Annotated in this window: 16 protein-coding genes; 9 read left to right on the top strand and 7 right to left on the bottom strand. The window is 41.6% G+C overall.

Features of this window, described 5'->3' with window-relative positions:
• Positions 1–5: 5 nt before the first annotated feature.
• From ACSC9N_RS12150 to ACSC9N_RS12140, 3 genes are read left to right on the top strand one after another with little or no spacing between them, the layout of a single operon-like run.
• Positions 6–689 (top strand): hypothetical protein, encoded by a 684-nt coding sequence (locus tag ACSC9N_RS12150; RefSeq protein ID WP_058952142.1) that lies wholly within the window; start codon positions 6–8, stop codon positions 687–689.
• A 26-nt stretch (positions 690–715) separates the two neighbouring features.
• Entirely contained in the window at positions 716–3,001 is a 2,286-nt protein-coding gene (locus tag ACSC9N_RS12145) for a DUF6160 family protein (RefSeq protein ID WP_058952141.1), read from the top strand.
• 24 nt (positions 3,002–3,025) lie between these two features.
• A complete protein-coding gene (locus ACSC9N_RS12140) occupies positions 3,026–4,378 on the top strand; it encodes a hypothetical protein (RefSeq protein ID WP_395474889.1) in 1,353 nt (450 codons plus the stop codon).
• A 57-nt stretch (positions 4,379–4,435) separates the two neighbouring features.
• Here the strand turns inward: ACSC9N_RS12140 and ACSC9N_RS12135 are convergent, their stop codons facing one another.
• The 4 genes from ACSC9N_RS12135 to ACSC9N_RS12120 form a co-directional block, all read right to left on the bottom strand.
• On the bottom strand, positions 4,436–6,154 hold the full coding sequence (locus ACSC9N_RS12135) for a proline--tRNA ligase (protein ID WP_058952139.1): 1,719 nt from the start codon (positions 6,152–6,154) through the stop codon (positions 4,436–4,438).
• A 95-nt stretch (positions 6,155–6,249) separates the two neighbouring features.
• Positions 6,250–9,354, bottom strand: coding sequence for an efflux RND transporter permease subunit (locus ACSC9N_RS12130; RefSeq protein ID WP_395474888.1), 3,105 nt, complete (start codon positions 9,352–9,354; stop codon positions 6,250–6,252).
• Positions 9,355–9,375: 21 nt separating this feature from the next.
• Positions 9,376–10,503 (bottom strand): efflux RND transporter periplasmic adaptor subunit, encoded by a 1,128-nt coding sequence (locus tag ACSC9N_RS12125; RefSeq protein ID WP_058952137.1) that lies wholly within the window; start codon positions 10,501–10,503, stop codon positions 9,376–9,378.
• 57 nt (positions 10,504–10,560) lie between these two features.
• Positions 10,561–11,199: a hypothetical protein gene (locus ACSC9N_RS12120; RefSeq protein ID WP_094148348.1), complete on the bottom strand. Its 639-nt coding sequence runs from the start codon at positions 11,197–11,199 to the stop codon at positions 10,561–10,563.
• Between the two features lie 280 nt (positions 11,200–11,479).
• Here ACSC9N_RS12120 and pilG point away from each other — a divergent pair, with 280 nt between their 5' ends.
• From pilG to ACSC9N_RS12090, 6 genes are all read left to right on the top strand, one after another.
• Positions 11,480–11,863: a twitching motility response regulator PilG gene (gene pilG / locus ACSC9N_RS12115; protein ID WP_004694493.1), complete on the top strand. Its 384-nt coding sequence runs from the start codon at positions 11,480–11,482 to the stop codon at positions 11,861–11,863.
• A gap of 27 nt (positions 11,864–11,890) precedes the next feature.
• Positions 11,891–12,259, top strand: coding sequence for a response regulator (locus ACSC9N_RS12110; RefSeq protein WP_004694491.1), 369 nt, complete (start codon positions 11,891–11,893; stop codon positions 12,257–12,259).
• Between the two features lie 5 nt (positions 12,260–12,264).
• Positions 12,265–12,801, top strand: a complete 537-nt coding sequence (locus ACSC9N_RS12105; protein ID WP_004694490.1) for a chemotaxis protein CheW — start codon at positions 12,265–12,267, stop codon at positions 12,799–12,801.
• Between the two features lie 50 nt (positions 12,802–12,851).
• Positions 12,852–14,924 (top strand): methyl-accepting chemotaxis protein, encoded by a 2,073-nt coding sequence (locus ACSC9N_RS12100; RefSeq protein ID WP_058952135.1) that lies wholly within the window; start codon positions 12,852–12,854, stop codon positions 14,922–14,924.
• Between the two features lie 166 nt (positions 14,925–15,090).
• Positions 15,091–19,572 (top strand): Hpt domain-containing protein, encoded by a 4,482-nt coding sequence (locus ACSC9N_RS12095; protein WP_439036042.1) that lies wholly within the window; start codon positions 15,091–15,093, stop codon positions 19,570–19,572.
• A gap of 4 nt (positions 19,573–19,576) precedes the next feature.
• On the top strand, positions 19,577–20,032 hold the full coding sequence (locus tag ACSC9N_RS12090; protein WP_058952133.1) for a hypothetical protein: 456 nt from the start codon (positions 19,577–19,579) through the stop codon (positions 20,030–20,032).
• A 65-nt stretch (positions 20,033–20,097) separates the two neighbouring features.
• Here the strand turns inward: ACSC9N_RS12090 and dapE are convergent, their stop codons facing one another.
• The 3 genes from dapE to ACSC9N_RS12075 all read right to left on the bottom strand — a co-directional run bounded on the left by dapE (position 20,098) and on the right by ACSC9N_RS12075 (position 22,532).
• Entirely contained in the window at positions 20,098–21,231 is a 1,134-nt protein-coding gene (dapE, locus tag ACSC9N_RS12085) for a succinyl-diaminopimelate desuccinylase (protein ID WP_058952132.1), read from the bottom strand.
• Between the two features lie 118 nt (positions 21,232–21,349).
• On the bottom strand, positions 21,350–21,496 hold the full coding sequence (locus ACSC9N_RS12080; protein WP_058952131.1) for an entericidin A/B family lipoprotein: 147 nt from the start codon (positions 21,494–21,496) through the stop codon (positions 21,350–21,352).
• 157 nt (positions 21,497–21,653) lie between these two features.
• Positions 21,654–22,532, bottom strand: coding sequence for a DUF1853 family protein (locus ACSC9N_RS12075; protein ID WP_058952130.1), 879 nt, complete (start codon positions 22,530–22,532; stop codon positions 21,654–21,656).
• Positions 22,533–22,607 lie beyond the last annotated feature (75 nt).

Raw genomic sequence — 22,607 nt, 5'->3', positions numbered from 1 at the left:
CCGACATGATGAAAAAATTATGTGTAACTATGTTGATGTCGCTATCCATGTTGTCTCAAGCGGGTTTGGTAGATTTGGATAATAAGGAACTGGTCGGTGTGACTGGGCAGGGCGGCGCAGATTTGAGCTTAACGCTATCGATCAACCATCAATATGCCAATGATATGAGTCTAAATACGATTTCCAAAACCAATGGTGTAGATGCGAATGGGCGGGCTATTGTCACTGAAGCGTATTATCAAATGCGTGCAAATCAAGATTGCGCTTTATTAGAACTGTGTCGTATCGCTATTTCTCCAAATAATCATAAGGAAAATGGGCAAAGAAAATGGCTGGTGTTTAAGCAGTTCCAAGGCACCATGCAAATTGATAAATTTTCGCTGGAAGGTACCACAATTCTGAATAAAGAAGGTAAGCCACAAACTGCGATGCTGTTAAAATTTTTCGATGATAAACCCCTTAAAATTCGTAACTTAGGTTTTGCCAGCCTTTCAGTAGAAAGTGGTGAAAATGGATATTTCAATACCTCAACGTATAACAGTTATGGTACGAGTAAAACTGTCCCCACTTTTGATAAAGGTCAGGAACAAGGCTTTATGGGCTTAAATGTTCACGGAAACTTACATCTGGATGGAAATCTAAAAATCTTTAGCTATAACTGTTCGGGCACTGCGGGTAGCCGCTGTTAGACATATAGTTTCAAAAGGATATTGAGATGCATAAAATAATAAAATTAAACCTTCTGACACTGTGTATCTGTGCAGCGAATCAAAGTTATGCATTACAAGCTTTGAATGATCAGATTTTAAGTGATGTAACGGGTCAAGATGGTATTTCAATTATCCATGAAGCTTCAAAAGTTGACATTAAACAATTGAATTGGGTTGATCCAGCGGAAGTCGGAAAAACACCGATTAAACTGGGTTTACATAATATTGAAGTAAAAACGGCGACTGGTTATAACAACATTAAAACCAAACTCGATTTTGATGTGGGAACAACACAATTAGCCAATGGTACGCAAGGGGTTGGCATTCAGCTCTCTGCAAGTGTGTCACCTTTTACCGCAACGGCTGCCCAAATCATGCTGATGTGTTCGCCGAATTGTGCAACAGGTGAAACAGACCAAAATTTAGGAAGTTTTAAGCTTTCGACTATTTCACCTTTTGAAGTGTACTTGGCAACGACGAATGGTTTGTTTAACCGCGACTCAAAGGTGCATTTAGATTTTAAATTGCAGAATGCCAGTATTAGCTATGGACAAAATAATCAAGATTTAACCTTAAAAGATTTCAACTTCAATTTATCTGCTGATGGATATCTTTATATCGATGAAACGGAAGGTGTAGTTCTCACCTCAAAGGGCAGTGTTGGCGATAATATTGTTGTTTTAGGTCGAGTGGAAGATAAAACTGATGTGCATGACAGCCGTGTAGGCAATGCCACAAATCCGGGGTTAAACGTCGATTTACGTTATGGCTCAGCAAACTCGACTCACCGGAACTTAATTCGGATAGGGGCATCGGGTGCATTAACCAATGGCAAGATCGCGTTGAATGCTGACCAAACTGGTGTTGCTAAGTTTAATACGGTCAACCGTGTTAACGGCAATGTTCAAGAAAATGAGGTGGTTGCATCTGCAGGTTATGGTTTTAAGAATGCGGGCGGCTTACATTTAAATGTATCGGCTGACTTTACTCGTGCAGGGAATAGTTTGCTCGGCGCTGCGACACCGACAACGTTTGAATTAGGGCATACTGGTACAGGCAGTTATGCCATCGAATTTTCAAACTTATCACCGCTGAATGTACGTTCTTCTACTGACCCTAATTCAGCAATAAACAGTCAAAATGCCTATATTGATTTTGGCCAGATTTACATCAATAACATTCGCACCAACTCAATGGGTTTTGTGGTCAATGACCAAATTAAGACGATATTGGGTGCGCAAAACTATGAACTGATTTATAACCCATCGCCAACGGGCAATGCTTCAAATATGGCTTTTATTGCTGTGCGTGGGCTCGATTTTCAAGCCATTGCACGTAAAGCCCGCTTTATTTCAGATAATTCGATTGCGGTAAACAATACTAACGAAGGGACATGGGGCTTAGGTATTCCAATTTATAACCTAAATGCCAATGCAGCATTTTTTGCCAAGAAATATACCAATACCGCTGGAACAGTGAAGGATGGGTTGGGCTATGACATCGCGGTATCAACCGATGGTTATGGTGAAGATAGTCAAGGCAACCCGAAAACAACGTCTATTATCGTCATTGATGGTGCGATGAGTAAGCATGGAGAAGAAGTTAACTACTATACAGGCTTACGCAATATTGATTCATATTTTAAAGCCAATGGTGTGATTGGTTTTAATGAAAATGAAATCTATATCAAAGCTGATAATTTATTGTTTGCTGCCAATGCTGAAATCGCAATCGGGCAGCTTCCGGGTGCACTGTATAACTGTCCAGCAGGGGTGAATAGTTGTGCCAAAGAAGTCGTGCCGATTAATAACTTTGCCAAAAAAGATGATGTTCTCGCATCGATTGCTTTTATGTTAGATGGTAAAGGCGAACTCTTTATTATTCCTGGGCTTGAGGCTGTAGGTGGGACACCACAAAGCAACTATTTGTCATTTAAATCTAATTTTGAGTTTAATACATTGAGTAGCACAGACCTGAGTAATGAAAGTAAAAAAGGAAGTTTTATTAGTTTAAGTAATACCGACAGTAATGGAACAGCAACAAAAACCTCAAGTTTTAACTTAAACAAAATGCAGGGTCACTTAGGTTTGAATGGAAAAATTCATATGCAAAAGGACTCAGTTGTCATAGACAATCAAGTGCAATTTAACCATAAGGCATTAGCAGGTGGACAAGGAACTGCCTTTAGAACGGAGGTTGCATTGTCTCCAACAGGTACCATGCAGAAGGTTGCAGATATTGCCATTACGGGTGGGGCTATGCGTAGCACATTAGGGATTACGCCGCGCTAAAAAGGATGACAAGGAATAAATAAAATGAATAAGTCTTTAATTTCAATTCTAATCACAGCAACATTAGGCTTGAGTCAAAGTTATGCGATGACCGCTTTAAATGACGAGGAGTTGTCAGAAGTTGAAGGTCAATCTTTGATGAATCTAGAGTTTCAGCAGGGGACGAATACAACCGATGCACAAGGGAAAACATATAATCAATCAAATATTGGGTTTTATAAGTTGGCTCTAAGTGCAGAATTGGAGCTGAATGCCAATATTAAGAAGCTTCAGTTGGGGTGCGGTGGCGACAACAATTCCATTCGAGCCAACAGTTGTGATATTGATATCGATCATATTTCTTTAAGTGGACTACCTGATGATGCGAACTATACATCGGATCAGCGTGCAGCAACTTCGGCATTAATCACAAATCCATTTATTCAGTTTGCCATTAAAAACCCGACTTCAGCCGCAACACGTGAAGTACTCGGTTTTCGTGTCAGTGCTGAAAAGATTAAAGGTTTGATGACATTAGGTACCAATAATGATGTAGATGCAAATAATAATGCGATACCTAATGGAATTAATACCTTTAGTGGATATATGAAAACCAAAACTGCATCTGGTACTTCAGTGACAGCAGCTCGTAGCATGACCTTTGCAGATACAGGATTAACTATGAATGGTATTGTGCAAGGACGATTACTCGGAAGTAGTTCTGGGACAACTTGTGTCAGTGGTTCTTTAGACCCTTGTTATGATATTTCATATACGTCTGATACTTATAATTTAAATCTATCTTCAACTACAGCGCCTTTTACGATTAATTCGACAGTTGTGTCGGGGACTCGAATGAAGGATGTAACTTTAAAAGGGACGGGTACTGTTGGGAAAATTGATTTTAGTGGACAATTAACAGCTAAAGTACTCGGTTTTTTAAACTTAGATAAACAGGTGTCCGGCAATATTACTGGGCTTAAAACAGATATCACTGTGAACCAAAGTTTAGGCTTAATTCACGCATTGTATTTAAACAACCCAGCATCATTATCCTTGCAGTCCCAAGATATTTTATGGACGGGTGCTGCGGTTGGTGCGAATAAAGGTTGGTGGCTGGCAATGGAAGATGAAGTCGAACTGGGTAGCTTAAGCCCAACGACCAAAGTGGCAATTACCAATGAAGTCTTAAAACAAACCATTGCGGGTATTAATAAAGATCTAACGGACAATCCTCGAAATTGCGGTAATCTTTTAACAGGATGTGTCGGTGGTTCTGCCTTAGTTGTTGGGAATGTTCCAATGAATACGACGACTTTGGATTTTCCACTGACCAATTTAAGCTTACAAGGGCAAAACTTTAGATCAAACTGTTACGGTGGTTTAAAATTCTGCTAATTAAATTTTCATAAAAAATCCCGCGATATACGCGGGATTTTTTTAATCTAAAATGAATTATTTTGCAATTTTCGCCAATAACTCTTCTTTAGAAATGTTTACAGATTCAGCATCACGACGACCTTTATATTCAAAAGTACCAGCATCTAAGCCTTTCTCACCAATCACAATACGGTGAGGAATACCTGTAAGCTCAAGGTCTGAGAATTTCACGCCTGGACGTTCGTTACGATCATCCAGTAAAACATCATAACCTGCTGCCGTGAGTTCAGCGTACAGTGCTTCAGCTGCTTCCAAAGTACGTGGAGACTTATGTGCATTCATAGGCACAATGGCAACTTCAAATGGTGCAATTGCCGCAGGCCAAATAATGCCTTTTTCGTCAAAGTTTTGCTCAATTGCAGAGGCAACCACGCGTGTTACACCAATACCGTAACAACCCATGGTGACAGTAAATGGCTTACCATCTTCACCTAGAACTTTACAGCCCAAAGCTTCTGAGTACTTTTGACCGAGTTGGAAAATATGCCCCACTTCGATACCACGTTTAATTTGCAGCGTACCTTTACCGTCTGGAGAAGGATCACCCTCAACCACATTACGTAAGTCATAAACTTCGGTGAACTGTGCATCACGTTCCCAGTTTAGACCAGTCACGTGTTTATCAACCTCATTTGCACCCGCAACAAAGTCAGACAGTACCGATGCAGCACGGTCGGCAATGACCGTTAAGCCTTTTTCTACCAAGCCTTGTGGTCCACAGAAACCAGCGGTTAAACCCAGTGCAGCAAGTTGTTCTTCTGTTGCAAAAGTTAATGGTGATGCGATACATGGATGCTTCTCGGCTTTAATTTCATTCAGCTCATGATCACCACGTAAGAACAATGCCACTACCGGTGTTGCTTGGCCTTCTTCGGCTGCAATACCTTGCACTAACAAGGCTTTTACAGAGTGAGCAGGATCAGATTTTAAGAAGTTAGAGACATCTGCAATGGTTTTTTGATTTGGTGTATCGACAACTTCTAATGCTTTGGTTGGCGCTGCACGTTCCCCAACTAAAACGGCCTCAGCCATTTCAATATTTGCTGCATAGTCAGACTCTGTCGAGAAGGCGATATCATCTTCACCACTTGATGCTAATACGTGGAATTCATGTGAGCCTGAACCACCAATTGAACCTGTATCGGCTTGTACTGGACGGAAATCTAAACCTAAACGGCTAAAGATTTTGCAGTACGCGCCATACATGATGTCATAGGTTTCTTGCAGTGATTCTTGGTTTGCGTGGAAAGAATAAGCATCTTTCATAATAAATTCACGTGAACGCATTACACCAAAGCGTGGACGAATTTCGTCACGGAATTTGGTTTGTACTTGATAGAAGTTTGCAGGCAATTGTTTATAGCTTTTGAGTTCATTGCGCGCAAGGTCGGTAATGACTTCTTCGTGGGTGGGGCCAAGTACGAAAGGGTTGCCATGGCGGTCTTTGAAACGAAGCAGTTCAGGGCCGTATTGGACGTATCGACCAGATTCTTCCCATAAAGATGCTGGCTGAGTTACGGGCATCAGGACTTCGAGTGAACCCGCATTGTTCATTTCTTCATGAACGATCGCTGCAACTTTATTTAATACGCGAACGCCCATCGGCAGCCAAGTATATAAACCTGAAGCCAATTTACGAATCATCCCAGCACGCAGCATTAGTTGATGTGAAATCACTTCTGCGTCATTTGGGGTTTCTCTTAACGTTGCAAATAAAAAGCGACTCGCGCGCATGGAAACTGTCCTAAAATTTTAAACTTTGAAAGTCAAAGATTATACGATAAAAAATGAGGAGGCATGTCGACACCACCTCAGAAAAATGTTGATTATTATGACATGATTTTACGTACTTGACGCAGCATAAAGTTCTTAAAGTCATCTAAATAGGTGAAGATCACAGGAACCACCACCAAGGTTAGTAGTGTCGATGTAATGACACCGCCGATCACTGCATGTGCCATCGGTGCGCTTTGTTCCCCTCCTTCACCTAGCCCTAAAGCCAGAGGCACCATGCCCATCACCATGGCACTAGTAGTCATCAAAATAGGGCGTAGACGTGTTTTACCTGCATCAATAATCGCTTGATAACGATCAACGCCGTGATCCATGGCTTTTTTAATGAAATCGATCAATAGAATTGCATTCTTGGTCACCAGACCCATCAACATGATAATACCGATAATAGAAAACAAGTTCATGGTGGAGTTAAATAAGAAGAGCGCTAAAAACACCCCTATCAGCGATAACGGAAGGGAAGCCATAATCGCCGCAGGGTGAATAAAACTATTAAACTGCGAACCTAGCACAATATAAATAAACACAATGGATAAGGTGATTGCGGTCATGGCATAACCTGCAGATTCAGCCATGTCTTTGTTTGAACCTTGTGTGTCAAAGCTATAACCTGCAGGAAGGTCAAAGTTGTCTTCAATTTTTTTAATATCTGCACCAATATCGCCTGCAGGACGACCCGCGGTGTTGGCTTCGACTAAGACCTCCCGTGCTAGATCGCGACGATTAATCTGCGATGCCCCCAGACTTTGCTCTAAATGCGCAACACTAGATAGGGGAATCAATAAAGCTTGACCATTGGCATCCGTTTTTTGCGATGTGAGGTAAAGGTTTTGTACATCACTAGGTAAGCTACGCGCATTTTCAGTTAAGCGCAGGTTAACGTCATAGGTTTCGCCTTTGTCATCTTGCCATGTGGTGACATCATCCCCTGCAATCAGTGGGCGAATGACATTGGCAATTTGGTTGACCGATAGGCCCAAATCGCTGGCTAAGACCCGATTAATATGCACGCCTAAAGTCGGTTTAGGAGCTTTAAGTGAGCTTTCTAAGTCGACAATGCCTTTGACTTGCGCAATTTCTGCCATAAAGCGGTCTGAAATTTTTTGCAATTCGGCTAAGTCTGGACCTTTGATGGAAATCATCACGGGTTTTTGTCCGCCCGATACTGTTTCATCTGCGGAGGCAATTGAGGTCACAGTAATGCCACCTACTTGTTGTAGGCGTTGGCGGAACTCATTGTTTAAGTCGGTTAAGCTTTTCTTACGCTCTGTGCGTGGCGTAACGGTTACGCGAATACTGACATGGTTTTTACCACGATCCGTAACGCCATTAATCACCGCATAAGTTGCTCGAACGTCAGGGTGCTGCTGAATAATTTTATCGACTTGCAGCAGTTTGGCTTGTGAATATTCCAAAGAGGCGTCGACAGGTGTTTCGAACTTAATCCGAATCTCACCTTTATCTGGAACAGGGACAAACTCTGTTCCAATTAGTTTAGATAAGCCTAATGCACCGAATAGCGAAGCCACAGCAATCATGAGGGTGATGAATCGGAAGCGCAGAGCAAGCTTAAGTAATTTCTCATAGTCATGGCTGAGATTATCTAGTTTGCTAGAAATCCAATTGAAGAAACGTTTGACTCGATTGGGTGGTTTATGTGGATTATGCTTTTCAGCCCAATGTGCAGATAGCATGGGATCTAAAGTAAAGCTGACAAACATGGAGATCAGCACAGCAGTACTGACGGTTACGCCAAACTGATAGAAAAATCGACCAATAATACCACCCATAAATGCCACAGGTAAAAACACCGCAACAATGGTTAAGGTGGTGGCTAAAACAGCGAGTCCAATTTCTTTGGTGCCATCAAGGGCTGCTGTGACAGGGTCTTTGCCCATGTCTGCATGTCGCACAATATTTTCACGGACCACAATCGCATCATCAATCAGTAGACCAATACTGAGTGATAGTGCCAGTAAGGTCATCATGTTGATGCTAAAGCCGAAGATCCAAATAAACGTCAGAGTGCCAAGAAGAGCAATCGGCAACGTCATGCCTGTAATGGCGGTGGAACGGAACGAGCCTAAAAACAGCAGGACAATCAAAACGGCAAGAGCTGCACCCTCAATAATGGTACGTGCAACATCGGTGATGCTATTACGAATGCCTTTGGATGAATCTACCACGACTTTTGCTGTGGTGCCTTCAGGTAACTGTTTTTGGATATCTGCTAAGGTCTCATAAGCACCATCGACTACATCAATCACATTTGAATCGGAACTGCGTAAAATATCAATCGCAACCGCGGTTTTACCATCTAAATAGGCACTCGACTCAAGTTCGGCTTGGCTGTCTGAAATGCTTGCAACTTGGCGCAAATAAATCGGTACACCATTTTTATTGGCAATCACTAAATCGCCGAAGGCTAAAGGATGAATCACTTTAGACTTGATTTCGACCACAAGCTCACTATTACCATGTTTCAATGTTCCACCCGGAACCTCGACATTTTCAGCTTTTAGCGTGTTGATGATCTGGTCAATACCAATCCCAAAACTTTGTAAATTGTGGGGTTCAATCTGTATGCGAATTTGTCGCTTGGCATCACCCAATAAGTTGACTGTCCCGACACCAGAAACGGTTCTAAACTGCGGAACGATGCGCTGATCCAAATAAGAACTGAGGTCTTTCAGTGACATGTTTTGTGATTCAAATACAATCGACATCACGGCATTGGCAGAAGGGTCGTAACGTTCAACAATCGGGTCTTGAATTTCGTCTCGAAATTGAGCGGTGACCGGTGCAATTTTATCGCGGACATCTTGCGCGGCTATAGCAGAAGAAACATCGAGATCAAATTCAGCAATAATGGTCGATAAGCCTTCGCTAGACTGAGAAATGACCTGTTTTAAACCTGAAATGGTATTGATTTGGTCTTCCATTTTCTTGGTGATTTCAGACTCCACTGTTTCAGGGGATGCTCCTGGATAGGTGGTATAAACCACAACGAAGGGGAAGTCGACGTCAGGGAACTCCTCAACTCCCATTCTTTGCCAAGAGGCTAAGCCTAAAACCATCAGGCAAAACATCATCATGATGGTAAAAACAGGATATTTCACACTAATACGGGTTAACCACATAGCAACAACCTTTTCTTATTTTTATGGATTGATTGTCACCATTTGATGCAAATCTTTGTGATTAAACTTTATACGACTAATCTGGTCGCCTGTTTGTAGTCCCTGTACCACAGCACTGTTGTTGCTATAGCATTGTTCCAATACTTTTATGTGAACACGTTCAATCTTATTGTGGCGAATCACCCAAACATAAGGTGAATTTTGTATATCTTGAATGGTATCAAGCGGGATAATTTGGCCTGTGATGGACTGTGAACCAAGCATGTCGCCTTCTACAAAGGTCCCGATACTCAATGAATTAATACTTTCCATTGGCTGAGCAAAAAACTCAATTTGACGGCTTGCGGGGTCAGCAATCGGGGAAATACGAGTAAGCTTGGCGGTTAGCTTTTGAGGATTGCCTTGCAAGTGATATTCAATTTTTCCTCCCAAGCTTAAAGCGGCTTGGAGATCGCTTGGAATTTTGCCCTGTATTTCTAAATGACTCGGGTCAATGATTTCAAATAGGGTTTGTCCTGCGGATACTGTTTGTCCAGGTTCTACCTGACGTTGAGTAATAACCCCTGAAATCGGGCTTAAAATAGTGCCATCGCGATCCGCCTTTTCGGCTATATCAACATTGGCTTGTTGCGCACGTACATTTTCTAATTGAGCTTGATAGTCTACAAGGCTTTGTTCATATTCCACTTTAGAAATAAAGCCCTGATCGAGTAAACGTTTTTTTCTTTGAACCATGCTTTTTGCAAGATTGGCTTGGGCTTGGGTTGAAGCAAGATTGGCTTGAGCTTGGGCAAGCCGCGCAGCATTATCTTGATTGTTTAATCGAACCAGTACTTGACCTTTTTGAACGGTTTGTCCAACTTGAAGTGAAACTGCGGTTGCTGTCGCTGTCACTTGAGCCTGAATGGAACTTTGGTTGACGGCTCGAATGGTGCCAGTAAAGGCGGTACGTTGGATAGAAGGCCCTTCTTGGAACTGAACCAAGTCTTGTGCTATCAGCTCGATTTTAGCTGTAGACGAAGTAGGGGAGGTGACTTCGTCTTGTTTTTGGCAGGCGGAGAGGAGTAAGCACAGACACAGTGGACTGAGTTTAAAAATAGGGAGCACTTGGCGGCTTAATTTGGGTTTTATACATGGTGCAGCCTGCATTGAGTCAAATCCTTTGGTCTAGCGGCGAAAGTCAGCACACTGTAAATAAGACGCAGATTATTCAAGTGTTTTTAAACGAGCAATAATTCTGTCGTATTCAGCCTTGGTATTACGATAGTGACTTTGTAACGATTGTATTTGCTCTTTTTTCATCACAATATTTTTGGAATTATAATCAATCATATCTTGGAGCGGTTTCGGATTGCTTTTGCCTTTACGCATGTTTTCTTTTTCTTGGCGTAAGAATCCAATACGGTCATTCTGTAATTGTTTTAATTCATCTTGCTGGAATTTAATCTGTTTTAAGATATAGGAAAGGGCAGTATTGCGTTTTTGAGTAGCGACTTGGCTGTTGGTATAAGCGCGTTTTAATTTGAGATCTGACTCGCGTTGCTTGGCTGCTGCTGCACGTTGTGTAGCATATTGCGCATCTTTTTCTGCGTTGTATGGACGTGCTCGTTGAATCACTTGCATGTTGCTATCGAGTGCTTCATAACCATAACGAATATGGTTGGGCGTGACACTGCTACTGACGTTCGCGATGCCTTTACTCTCATAATATCGATACCAGACCGCTTTAGGTGGATCGGCCATAATCGAGATGGTCTGCAAACTTAGCAAAGCCAGCAAAATGACTTTCGCAGTCATCCTTTTTTTCACGATCAAAGCAAGTTTGTGATTAAACTCCCTAAGCATCGATACCCCCAGTTTAAAGTTGACTAAATTACTTATTTACAAGCAATAAATAGTGCTATATTAGTCCTAAATTTAGGAATAAAAAATATAATCAGTCAAAAAAAAATCGACGGGTATAGGAAAGTGTGAAGCCGTTCTTAAAAAGAAGATGAAGTGTGGTTTTATGCGGAAACTGTTCGTTGAAAATATAAGTAAATATATGTTAAAAGTGTACGTAACTTGTAAAGCGTCTACGAATCTGTTTCTACAAACATTCTAAAAATGGGAAGGGTCATATTAAATGGACGATAAATTCCAGAATCTAAAAGTAATGGTCATTGATGATTCAAAAACCATTCGTCGCACAGCTGAAACATTATTGCAACGCGAAGGTTGTGAGGTTGTGACTGCTGTCGATGGTTTTGACGCATTGTCAAAAATTGCTCAAGCCAATCCTGATATCGTATTTGTCGACATTATGATGCCACGACTAGATGGCTATCAAACGTGTGCATTAATCAAAAATTCACAAAATTATCAAAATATTCCTGTCGTGATGCTCTCTAGCAAAGATGGTCTATTTGACCAAGCCAAAGGGCGTGTTGTTGGTTCAGATGAATATTTAACAAAGCCGTTTAGTAAAGATGAATTATTAAATGCGATTCGTAATCACGTTTCAGCATAAATAATATAAGTGTAATTGGGGAAAATTATGGCGCGTATTTTAATTGTGGATGACTCACCTACAGAGACATTCCGCTTTAAAGAAATTTTGGGGAAACACGGTTTTGAAGTGATTGAAGCGTCGAATGGTGCCGATGGTGTAACCATGGCTCAAGCTGAACTTCCTGATCTTGTGTTGATGGATGTGGTGATGCCAGGCGTTAATGGCTTCCAAGCAACCCGTCAAATTGCGCGTGGCGCAACAACAAAACACATTCCCGTAGTGATCGTCAGTACTAAAGATCAGGCTACAGACCGTGTATGGGGTAAGCGTCAAGGTGCATGTGATTATTTAACCAAGCCTGTTGATGAAAACCAACTGATTGATGTGATTAAGCAACACCTGAACGCAGGATAAGCTCTATGGCAGCAAATGGATTTATCGAATTACTTCGACTTGCTAAACGTGGTAATAAAAACTACGTTTCAAACGAAAATGAGGTAAACCGCTGGTCGGGCATTGCTTTTGAGATGATGGGGCAATATTTCGTTGCGCCATTAGGTGAAGTTGCAGAGGTGATTTATCCTCCGAAATATACCTTAGTGCCAAATACTCAACCTTGGGTTGTGGGTTTGGCCAATATTCGAGGACGTTTACTTTCTGTTGCCGATTTAGCGCACTATGTATCAGGGCATCGTAGTGCGTATTCACCAACTCAAAAAGTACTCTGTATTAGTCATAATGACCACTATGTCGGTTTAGTTGTAGATCAGGTTCTGGGGATTCAGCACTTTAATAAGAAGAGTTTCTTTTCTAAACATGAAGATTTAGATCGGAATTTAAAAGAATATTGCCAAGGGTATTTTCACCAACACAACCAACAATGGCATGTTTTCTTATTCAGTCGCTTATTAGACAATCCAAAGTATATGAACGCATCTATAAAATTTATAAATTAATATCATTGTCGCGCGCGAAATTATAAGGGCGTAAATCGGGGAGAAGCTGCATGGGCTTTAAACTTAAAAAGAAAAATACGGATGGAAGCAGTAACCGCTCAGGTGGAAATGCTTTAGTAGCAAAATTTCAATCACAGACGGAACAGTTTTCACGTGTATTTGGTGATAGTGAAAAGTCCAAGCCATTAATTTTGGGTGCGGCATTTTGTATCGTACTGGCAATTTTCTTACTGTTGTACCTATTCTATAGTGTACCTCGAAATAACGAATTCACCCGTAGCTTGGGTGATTTACGTCTTTTATCACAAACGATTTCGCGTCAGGCAACTGAAGCAACAGCATCAGGTACGCCTGAAGCTATTAAAAAACTGACAGAATCACAAAAGTCTTTTGCTGAAAATTTAGAAACAGTAAAAGATATTCACGCGAGCACAGACGCACTGCGTGAAGTAGATGCACAGTGGAAAAAAGTTTCTGAAAATATTGATTTAATTGCTTCACAACAAAAAATCATTAACCAACTCTACGATACCAACATTGCGATTAGTGAAAGTATTCCGGGGATTCAGGCCGAATACAACTTAATGGTTGACCAAATGGCACGTCAAAATGTGCCAGCTAACCAAGTCGTAATTGCAAAAAACCAAGTATTCATTGCGGAACGTATTTTACGTTCAATTGGTTCGGTATTAACCGGTTCAGACAACTCGCGTGAATCTGCGGATGACTTTAGCTCAGATACAGAAACCTTCGCGTCATACTTAAACGCACAGTTAAATGGCAGTGCGGATTTAGGTGTAGAGCGTATTAATGACCCTGAAATGCGTGACTCTTTAACCAGTATTCAATCTGAATATGATGATGTACTGAAGTCAGCAGCAGCAACCGTCTTAAAGAACTCATCACAAATCGTTAAAGTACGCCAAGCGTCATCATCGATTTTTGAACAGTCGGATGCTTTGTTAAGCAATTTAAATAAATTATCTGGTGGTACAGGTTTAGCGATTGCAATTCCTGCCTTAGGTCTAATTCTAGCCCTGATTACCTTCTTATTCTGTGTATTTAAATTACTTGTACTTCGTGGCGAATCAGATAAAAAACGTGTATCTCGTCTACAAGATGAATATGACCGTAACCAAAACGCGATTTTACGTTTACTGGATGAGATTGCCGATCTTGCAGATGGTGACTTGCGTTCATATGCTACGGTATCTGAAGACTTCACGGGTGCAATTGCCGACTCGATTAACTTCGCAATTGACCAATTACGTGATCTTGTATCGCGTATTACTGAAACCTCTCAAGAAGTTGCACAATATACGGCAAGTACGCAGGGGATTACCAACCAGTTAGCCGAAGCATCTGAACACCAAGCGCAAGAAATTGCGGGTGCATCTGCCGCGATTAACGAAATGGCAATGTCAATTGACCAAGTATCTTCAAACGCTGAAGAATCAGCGGTGGTAGCAGAACGTTCAGTAAAAATTGCTGCAAATGGCGCGAACGTTGTAAACCGTTCAATTGAAGGTATGGATATCATTCGTGAGCAGATTCAAGAAACCTCTAAACGTATTAAACGTTTGGGTGAATCTTCGCAAGAGATTGGTAACATCGTTGCCTTGATTAACGATATTGCCGACCAAACGAACATCTTGGCTTTAAATGCAGCGATCCAAGCATCGATGGCAGGTGAAGCAGGTCGTGGTTTCGCCGTGGTTGCGGATGAAGTACAGCGTCTTGCAGAACGTTCTGCTTCAGCAACCAAACAGATTGAAACACTGGTAAAAACCATTCAGACCGATACCAACGAAGCTGTAATTTCGATGGAACAAACCACGTCTGAGGTTGTACGTGGTGCGAACTTATCTAAGGATGCGGGTGTTGCACTGGATGAGATTCAAAACGTATCGGGTAATTTGGCGAAATTGATTGCAAACATTTCGGATGCAGCAAAGCTACAGTCAGCGTCTGCAGGTCATATTGCAACCACGATGAACGTCGTACAAGAAATTACCTCACAAACCACCACTGCGACTTTCGATACAGCACGTTCAGTCTCTGAACTTGCAAATATGGCGGAAGCGTTACGTGAGTCTGTAACAGACTTTAAACTGCCTGATTAAGCACTTGCTTTGGGGGAGGGTATGCTGCTCATCGCTTGAGTGGCATACCAAAATCAGGATACACATCAACTCAATTTGCTTGAGCCAAAAGGCTGGTTTGGGATGATGGTTATAATGAAGTTTATGCACCTTTTTTGGGTAGCTGACAACGCAAGAAGCCTTAGCTATGAAAGAAATATTAAAACATTTAGTTGAAACGACAACGCTTCCGGAAGATAGTTATCTAGATCAAGATGCAGAAATTCTTGAAATCTTTGTTGAAGAAATTGAAGAAATCTTCGTTGAGTTAGATCCATTATTTGAAAAGTGGTACGCTGAACCGACCCATCAAGAAACCTTGTTGAGCATACGCCGTCACTTCCATACCTTAAAAGGCTCTGGTCGTATGGTGGGAGCAAAGTCAGCAGGTGAAACAGCATGGGCGGTTGAAGATACCTTAAACCGTGTGATTTCAGGGGCTGTACCGCTTACGGCAACGGTTCAAAAATTTGCTAAAACAGTATTTAAACTGTATCAATTTAAACTGTACCCGACTTTTAAAGAGATGCAGAAAATTGATCTTGATCTTCGTCCATTGGTTTTAATTGGACAACAATTACAACAAAATCAAAGTTTAGAACCTGCTCTAGAAGAGTTGCTACAACTGTCTAATCATCTAAATAGTAATGATGTCGTGACGGGATTAGAGCTGAGCGATATCGAAGTGGCTGAATCTGAGCCACAAGTTGCAGACGTTTCTGAGCAGGATGATCAAGTGCATGATGTCCTTGAAGAAACTTTAGCGATCTTCATTGAAGAAGCGGAAGACCATTTAGCGACTATCGATCAGTTCTTAAATGCAGATGAAACCAAAGTACAAGATTACAATGGTTTAATCCGGGCTTTACATACATTGCGCGGTAGTTCGTCTATGGCGCAAATTGAGCATGTCTTTAATGCCAGCTCAAAAGTTGAAAATCTATTTAAAACTTTGGTTCAAGAAGAGATCGTTTCTACCTCGAAGGAAATCTCTTTACTCACCCAATATGCTGAATTTGTACGTGACTATTTACACGTGCTTGGGCGTGGTACGAACGAACAGCTTGACGTGATTTACGCCACGTTCACTACGGCTTGGGATAACTATGGTTTCAGTATTGAAGACGTAGCTGATGAGCTAAACCCACAAGGTATGGTTTCGAAGCTGATCGAGTTAAATATTGATCTGTTGCTTGATGCCGAGTTTGAGTTTGATCAGCGTGCTAAGGTTGAATATCCAGACTATATTCAGCACTTAGGTGAACAAGCAAAACAATTGCTAGAATTCACCAATAACCGTGCTGCTCAAGGAATTCATGACTTTACTTCTGAGCTATATGCGGGTTATCAAGCCTTACTGGAAAAGCCAGAATTACTCAATGTAGACTATGCATATGAGTTATTTGGTCAGGCACATCAAGAATTTATCCATTTATTTGACACTTTAGCTGCGGGTCAGCGTGTTATTCTGACTGAAGAAGTGCATAAAGTTCTGAATGAATTAATGGCCTTCGTACAGCAAGATGTTGAATCGACTTCGACGACGGTAATTGAACCTGTTGCTGCGGCTATTGTTTCTGGAAATACTTTACAACCAAGCCTTGATCTTGCGCAGATTTCGCAGCAAATTGCATCGGATCATCAGTACAAGCAATCGAATACGGCCAATACCGATTTTGATGATGATTTGCTCGATATCTTCTTGGAAGAAGCCGAAGAATTATTGATGGGGATGGATCAGGATCTTAATACTTGGTCTAAAAATGGCAATGATACAGCAGCGCTCAATAATTTAATGCGTTATTTGCACACCTTAAAAGGTGGTGCCAATATGATTTCTGCACCTTTTATTGGTTCGATTGCACACGAATTAGAGTCTATTTATGAGCGTGTGATTCGTCAGCAAATAGCCACAACGCCACAGTTGATCAGCATCATTCGCTTAGTACAGGATGACGTCGCAGACCGAATTCAGGTCATTCGTACGGAGAAGGTTGATTACCCAGCAACAGCGACCATTAAGGTATTGCATAACATTCAGAGCTTGGTTGAGGGTACGACTCTTACCGCTTCAGCATCTGAGCCTTTGGTTGAGGCGTTTGTTAAAGCAATTGAAGAGGCTCAGCCTCTAGTTCAAGAATCTTTATCTAATGTAGATAGAACGATTGAAGTTGAAACAGCTGCTGCTGTTGAGTCAGCAACTGCAATTGAAGCGTCAAGTATAGTTGAAAACACGGACGTTACTGTCGTTGAACAGCTGGATACTCCGTCACTTGTCCAAGAAGAAGCAGCCAGTCTGTTATCAATTGTTGAAGAAACCTTCTTGGAAGAAGCTGAAGAAATTTTAGCGACTACGGATGGCTTACTGAAACAGTGGACTGAACAACGTAGTGACCGTAGTGTGTTACTACAATTGCAACGTGCCGCGCACAGTTTAAAAGGCGGCGCACGTATGGCGGAGAATGAACCCGTTGGTGCGATTGCTTATGAACTAGAAACCACATTTGAGCAATTTGCTGTACATAATTTCAGTTCAAACGTGTATGACCCATTATTGCAAACCGCATTTGAATGGTTAAAACAAGCCATCTTCAAACGTGATTTTAGTAATTATGATGGTTTGAAAAACAGCTTAGCATCTATTGATTATGTGGATGTGATTGCGCAATTACCGACGCGTGTAACTCAAATTGATTTACTTAATGCGGTACCAAGTTTTGAGTTTGTGCAGGGTGATGGTACTGAGCCGCCAGCAATGCTGGGTGAGTGGAAAGAAACGACTCACTTGGATGGTGGTAATGAAATGATTCGTATCTCAGCTGATTTGGTTGAGAAAATGATCGACCTGTCCGGTGAAAATGCGATTAACCGTTCACGTATTGAGATGGACTTAGGTCAGCTCGGCAATACGTTGAACGAGATGGAGCTTGCAATTAAGCGTTTGGCGGATCAGTTGCGTCGAATGGAAGGTGAGCTTGAGAGTCAAATTATTGCGAAGCACGGTTCTGAAAACTCGCGCTACGCAGACTTTGACCCCTTGGAAATGGACCAATATTCATCGCTGAATCAATTGTCTAAATCCTTAGCCGAATCAGCTTCGGATTTGGTCGACTTCAAGAGCACTTTGGCTGAGAAAATTCGTGATGCGGAAGGCTTGTTATTACAACAATCCCGTATTCAAGCAGAGATTCAAGAAAGCTTAATGCGGACACGTTTGGTACCGTTCTCACGTATGCTGCCTCGTTTGCAACGTATTGTACGTCAGACCGCATCAACTTTGAACCGTCCAACGGAATTGGTCGTCCATAACACCGAAGGTGAGTTGGACCGTACGATTCTTGAACGTTTGGTTACGCCGTTTGAGCATATGCTACGTAACGCAATCGACCACGGTATTGAAGATGCGGAACAACGTAGTGCTGCGAAAAAATCAGTGACAGGCCAAATTGAACTAAACATTAGCCGTCAAGGTACAGACGTTATCGTCAGCTTTAAAGATGATGGTAAAGGTATTGATGAAAGCACGATTAAAGCGAAAGCGCTAAACTTAGGTTTAATTAAAGCCGATCAAGTGTTGGATAAACAGGAAATCTTACAGTTTATTTTCCATCCGGGTTTTAGTACGGCCAAAGAAGTGACGCAAATTTCTGGACGTGGTGTTGGTCTTGATGTGGTACAAAGTGAAATTAAAGCACTGGGTGGACATGTCACGGTTGAATCGGAAATTGGATTCGGTACGACCTTCATTATTCGCGTACCGACTACGGTAGCGGTGAGTGATGCGTTGATGGTGAAAGCCGGTGATCAACAATATGCGATTCCATTGGCGCAGATTGATCGTATTGTGCGTATTGCTCCAACAGCACTGGATCACTATTTCCACAGCAAAGATGACCAATTTAAAATTGATGGTGTGAGTTATAAACTGCGCTATTTATCTGAGTTTTTATCCAATCAGCCGATTCCGCGTTTGAGTAATATTGGACATTCATTGCCGGTGTTATTGATTAAAGGCAATAGTGGACAAACCATTGCATTGTTGGTTGATCAGCTGATTGGTTCACGTGCGCAAATTGTAGTGAAGCCAGTTGGACAACAGTTTGCCAGCATTGGTGCAATTGCGGGTGCAACGATCTTGGGTGATGGCCATGTGTGTTTGATTTTAGATGGTCAGAACATTGCACGTCAGATTTTAAGTACCAAGCGTGTAACGCATGCCGCCGATCATCGTGACTTTGGTCGTCATCAGGATACGCGTCGTTTAGTGATGATTGTGGATGACTCGGTTACGGTACGTAAGGTCACATCGCGCTTATTAGAGCGTCAAGGCTTTGATATTGTGACTGCAAAAGACGGTGTCGATGCGATGGAGCAGCTGGAGAGCGTTAAGCCAGACTTGATGTTGCTGGATATTGAAATGCCACGTATGGATGGTTTTGAAGTAACGAACTTGGTTCGTCACCACGAAATTCACCAGAACTTGCCGATTATTATGATTACATCGCGTACGGGTGAAAAACACCGTGAACGTGCTTTCAGCTTGGGCGTGACGCACTACATGGGCAAACCATTCCAAGAGGCAGAGTTACTTGCCAACATTCAGCAGTTATTGGCTGAAAAGCAGGGGTAAATAAATGAATGCAAATGTTTCAAAGAGCATGAATGAGCAAATCAGTCAGCAAGAATTGCAATATCTGATTACAGTATCAACGGGTTTTATTGATGCTTATATCATTGAATGTCATGGTAAAAAACCCATGCTCTTGCCTCAAAATATTGTACTTTCAGCGCTCGATAGTGATACGCAAGTGAAAACGGTGGAATGGCATGATCTTCATCTGCCTGTTTATGCCATCAACCGTCCTGACCAAATGGAAGGGGTGGCGCTGGTGATTGAGGGGGATGATGCTTCTCAGCGCTTTGCTTTGATGTGTAATGAAATGCCGAAGTCAATTCGTTTGCGTATTTCTGAAATTGTTGATGATGAAAGCCCTGTGAATGATCCCACTATTTTCCAGTTGGTGCGTATGGGAGATGAGACTTACCATGTACCGAATTTAAATAAAATTCAGGCGAGTTTAGGGCTTTAAGCTTAAGTTTGAATGTAATAAAAAAGGAACTCAACTGAGTTCCTTTTTTATATGGGTTTGAATGCTTATACCAAAAGGCCTTCTAAAATTTGTTCGTAAATTTCAGCAAGTGGTTCAAGATCAGCGACATTCACATGCTCATCAATTTGATGGATGCTGGCATTGAGAACACCAAGTTCAAGTACTTGAGCACCTGTAGGAGCAATAAAGCGACCATCAGATGTTCCGCCTGAGGTTGAAAGCTCAGTTTCTACACCAGTTACATTACGAATGGCATTTTTAGCTGCATTCACCAACTCACCCACTGGCGTCAGGAATGGTAAGCCTGAATGTGTCCATTTAATGTCGTAGACTAAACCATGACGATCCAAAATTTCTAAAACACGTGCTTTTAATTCTTCAGCGGTCAATTCAGTTGAATAACGGAAGTTGAAAGTCACGGTCATGGTGCCTGGAACGACATTGGTTGCCCCTGTACCAGCTTGAATATTTGACACTTGGAAAGACGTCGCAGGGAAGTATTCGTTGCCTTGATCCCAAACCGTATCACAAAGTTCAGCAACAGCTTTAGAGGCCATGTGAATTGGGTTAATGGCTAAATGTGGATAAGCCACGTGACCTTGTTTTCCTTTGACTGTCAGTACTGCATTGAGTGAACCACGACGACCATTTTTAACAATATCACCCAGTTGATGGGTACTTGAAGGTTCACCCACCAAACACCACTTCATTTTTTCATTACGGGCTTCGAGTGTTTCGATCACTTTGACCGTGCCATTGATCGATGGGCCTTCTTCATCTGATGTGATGAGGAACGCGATTGAGCCTTTATGATTTGGGTGTTTTGCAACAAAGCGCTCAGAAGCAACCACCATTGCAGCCAAGGCCGTTTTCATGTCTGCACTGCCACGACCATAAAGCTTGCCATCACGAATTTCAGGGGCAAATGGGTCTGAGTTCCAAGCATCTAAATTACCTGTAGGAACGACATCGGTGTGACCCGCAAAGCAGAATACAGGTGCTTCAGTGCCTTTTCGTGCCCATAGGTTATCAACATCATCAAAGCGCATAGACTCAATGTTGAAACCAATTTTTTTTAAGCGTTCAGCCATAATATTTTGACAGTTGTGGTCCACAGGTGTAACCGATGGCTGACGTAAAAGTTGGAGGCTTAAATCGAGAGTAGCAGAAGAGGTCATGCGCATTTCAAAGTCAATAAAACAGTCGGCACTATAATAGGCGATTAATCTCTGGAATGCGAAACTTAGCAATAAAAAAACCTTATCAATTGATAAGGTTTTGAAGTGCAGATATTAATTACTTGCGGATTTCATCTTGGGTTTTTTCAGCGGTATTTGATACAGCATTACCTGCTGAAGAGACATCTTTACCCATACCTTTGACGGTATTACAGCCTGTTAAAACAAAAAGCATCACTAGTGAACTTAAAACAATTTTTTTCATCTCTATCTCCAAAATTTTTAGTGTATTCATCAAATGATTTTGTTCTGATGTTGTTTAAGATTAAAAAATAAACACTATAAAAAATAGCATGGTTTTACAGGAGATAAGTAAGCGTATGTTGTATTATGTATTTTTGTATAAAGTAACTTCTGCAAAATCAAGTTAAAATCAAATTTGGATTTCGGTACATATAAAACTGATTGTTTTGATTTTGTAAGTACAGTCCATTGGTCCACCAATGTGCATTTTGGCTACTGACTTCAGCATTTGGGCAAATCCACTCTTGACGTTGTAGGCGATAGTAATTCAAGTCGGCCTTTGGAATGCTGTTACCCCAAGTACCTAGTCGACGGTCAGGATTGAGCCAATCGGGGAGGGAGTATTGGTTTAAAGCATCAACTGCTGTGAAACCATTTCTTAGAGGGAGAAAGAGTTGCCCCTTTAAAACGGCAAAGCGCGTTTGAATGCCTGTGTCTAAAGCTTGCTGGAATTGAAACTGTTTATGAGTAAAGTGTTTTAGTTTTCGGTTTAAAGTATCAGTACGATTCAACCCATACCATGTGGTTAAGCTTAGATCTGTTTCACCTAAATAATATTTCAACGCGACTTCCCAATGCTCGACTTGATTGGTTTCGGTATTTTTAATTAAAAAGTCCAGTTCACCCGTAGTCCGTGCACCATCAATGATTTGGATACTATGACCCAATAATTCATAAGCATGATAGTGATGATCCAGTAACCAAAACCACATGAACATTTCAAAGCGCAGACCCAGACGGGTACTTTTCAGTTGAGCCATAAAGTCTTCGAGTTCTTTCGGGTCTTGATCGAGCTGTTTAAGGCGAGGTAAATAGGTTTGAAAGTGCTGTTGCCAGATTTGTGAGGGATGAAAATGAAAAGCATGTTGTATATCGAGCTCTAACGGCAACGCAGATAAAATGTTTGGACTTGCTACAGCAAAAGCCAACTGGCGAAGCAATGGATGTTTGAATTGGAGCCAAGGTTCAAACAACTGATGCTGTGAAATGAGATGCATGTGAGTGCCTTAAAAAAGAAGCTAAATATGCAGAAGGACAACGGATAAAATTAAAAAACACTTTATACTACCGCA

The organism is Acinetobacter sp. PC34 (genome assembly GCF_051789135.1).
Lineage (GTDB): Bacteria > Pseudomonadota > Gammaproteobacteria > Pseudomonadales > Moraxellaceae > Acinetobacter > Acinetobacter johnsonii.
Note: the sequence above shows the minus strand (reverse complement) of the source record. Positions and strands in the feature narration are given on the sequence as shown.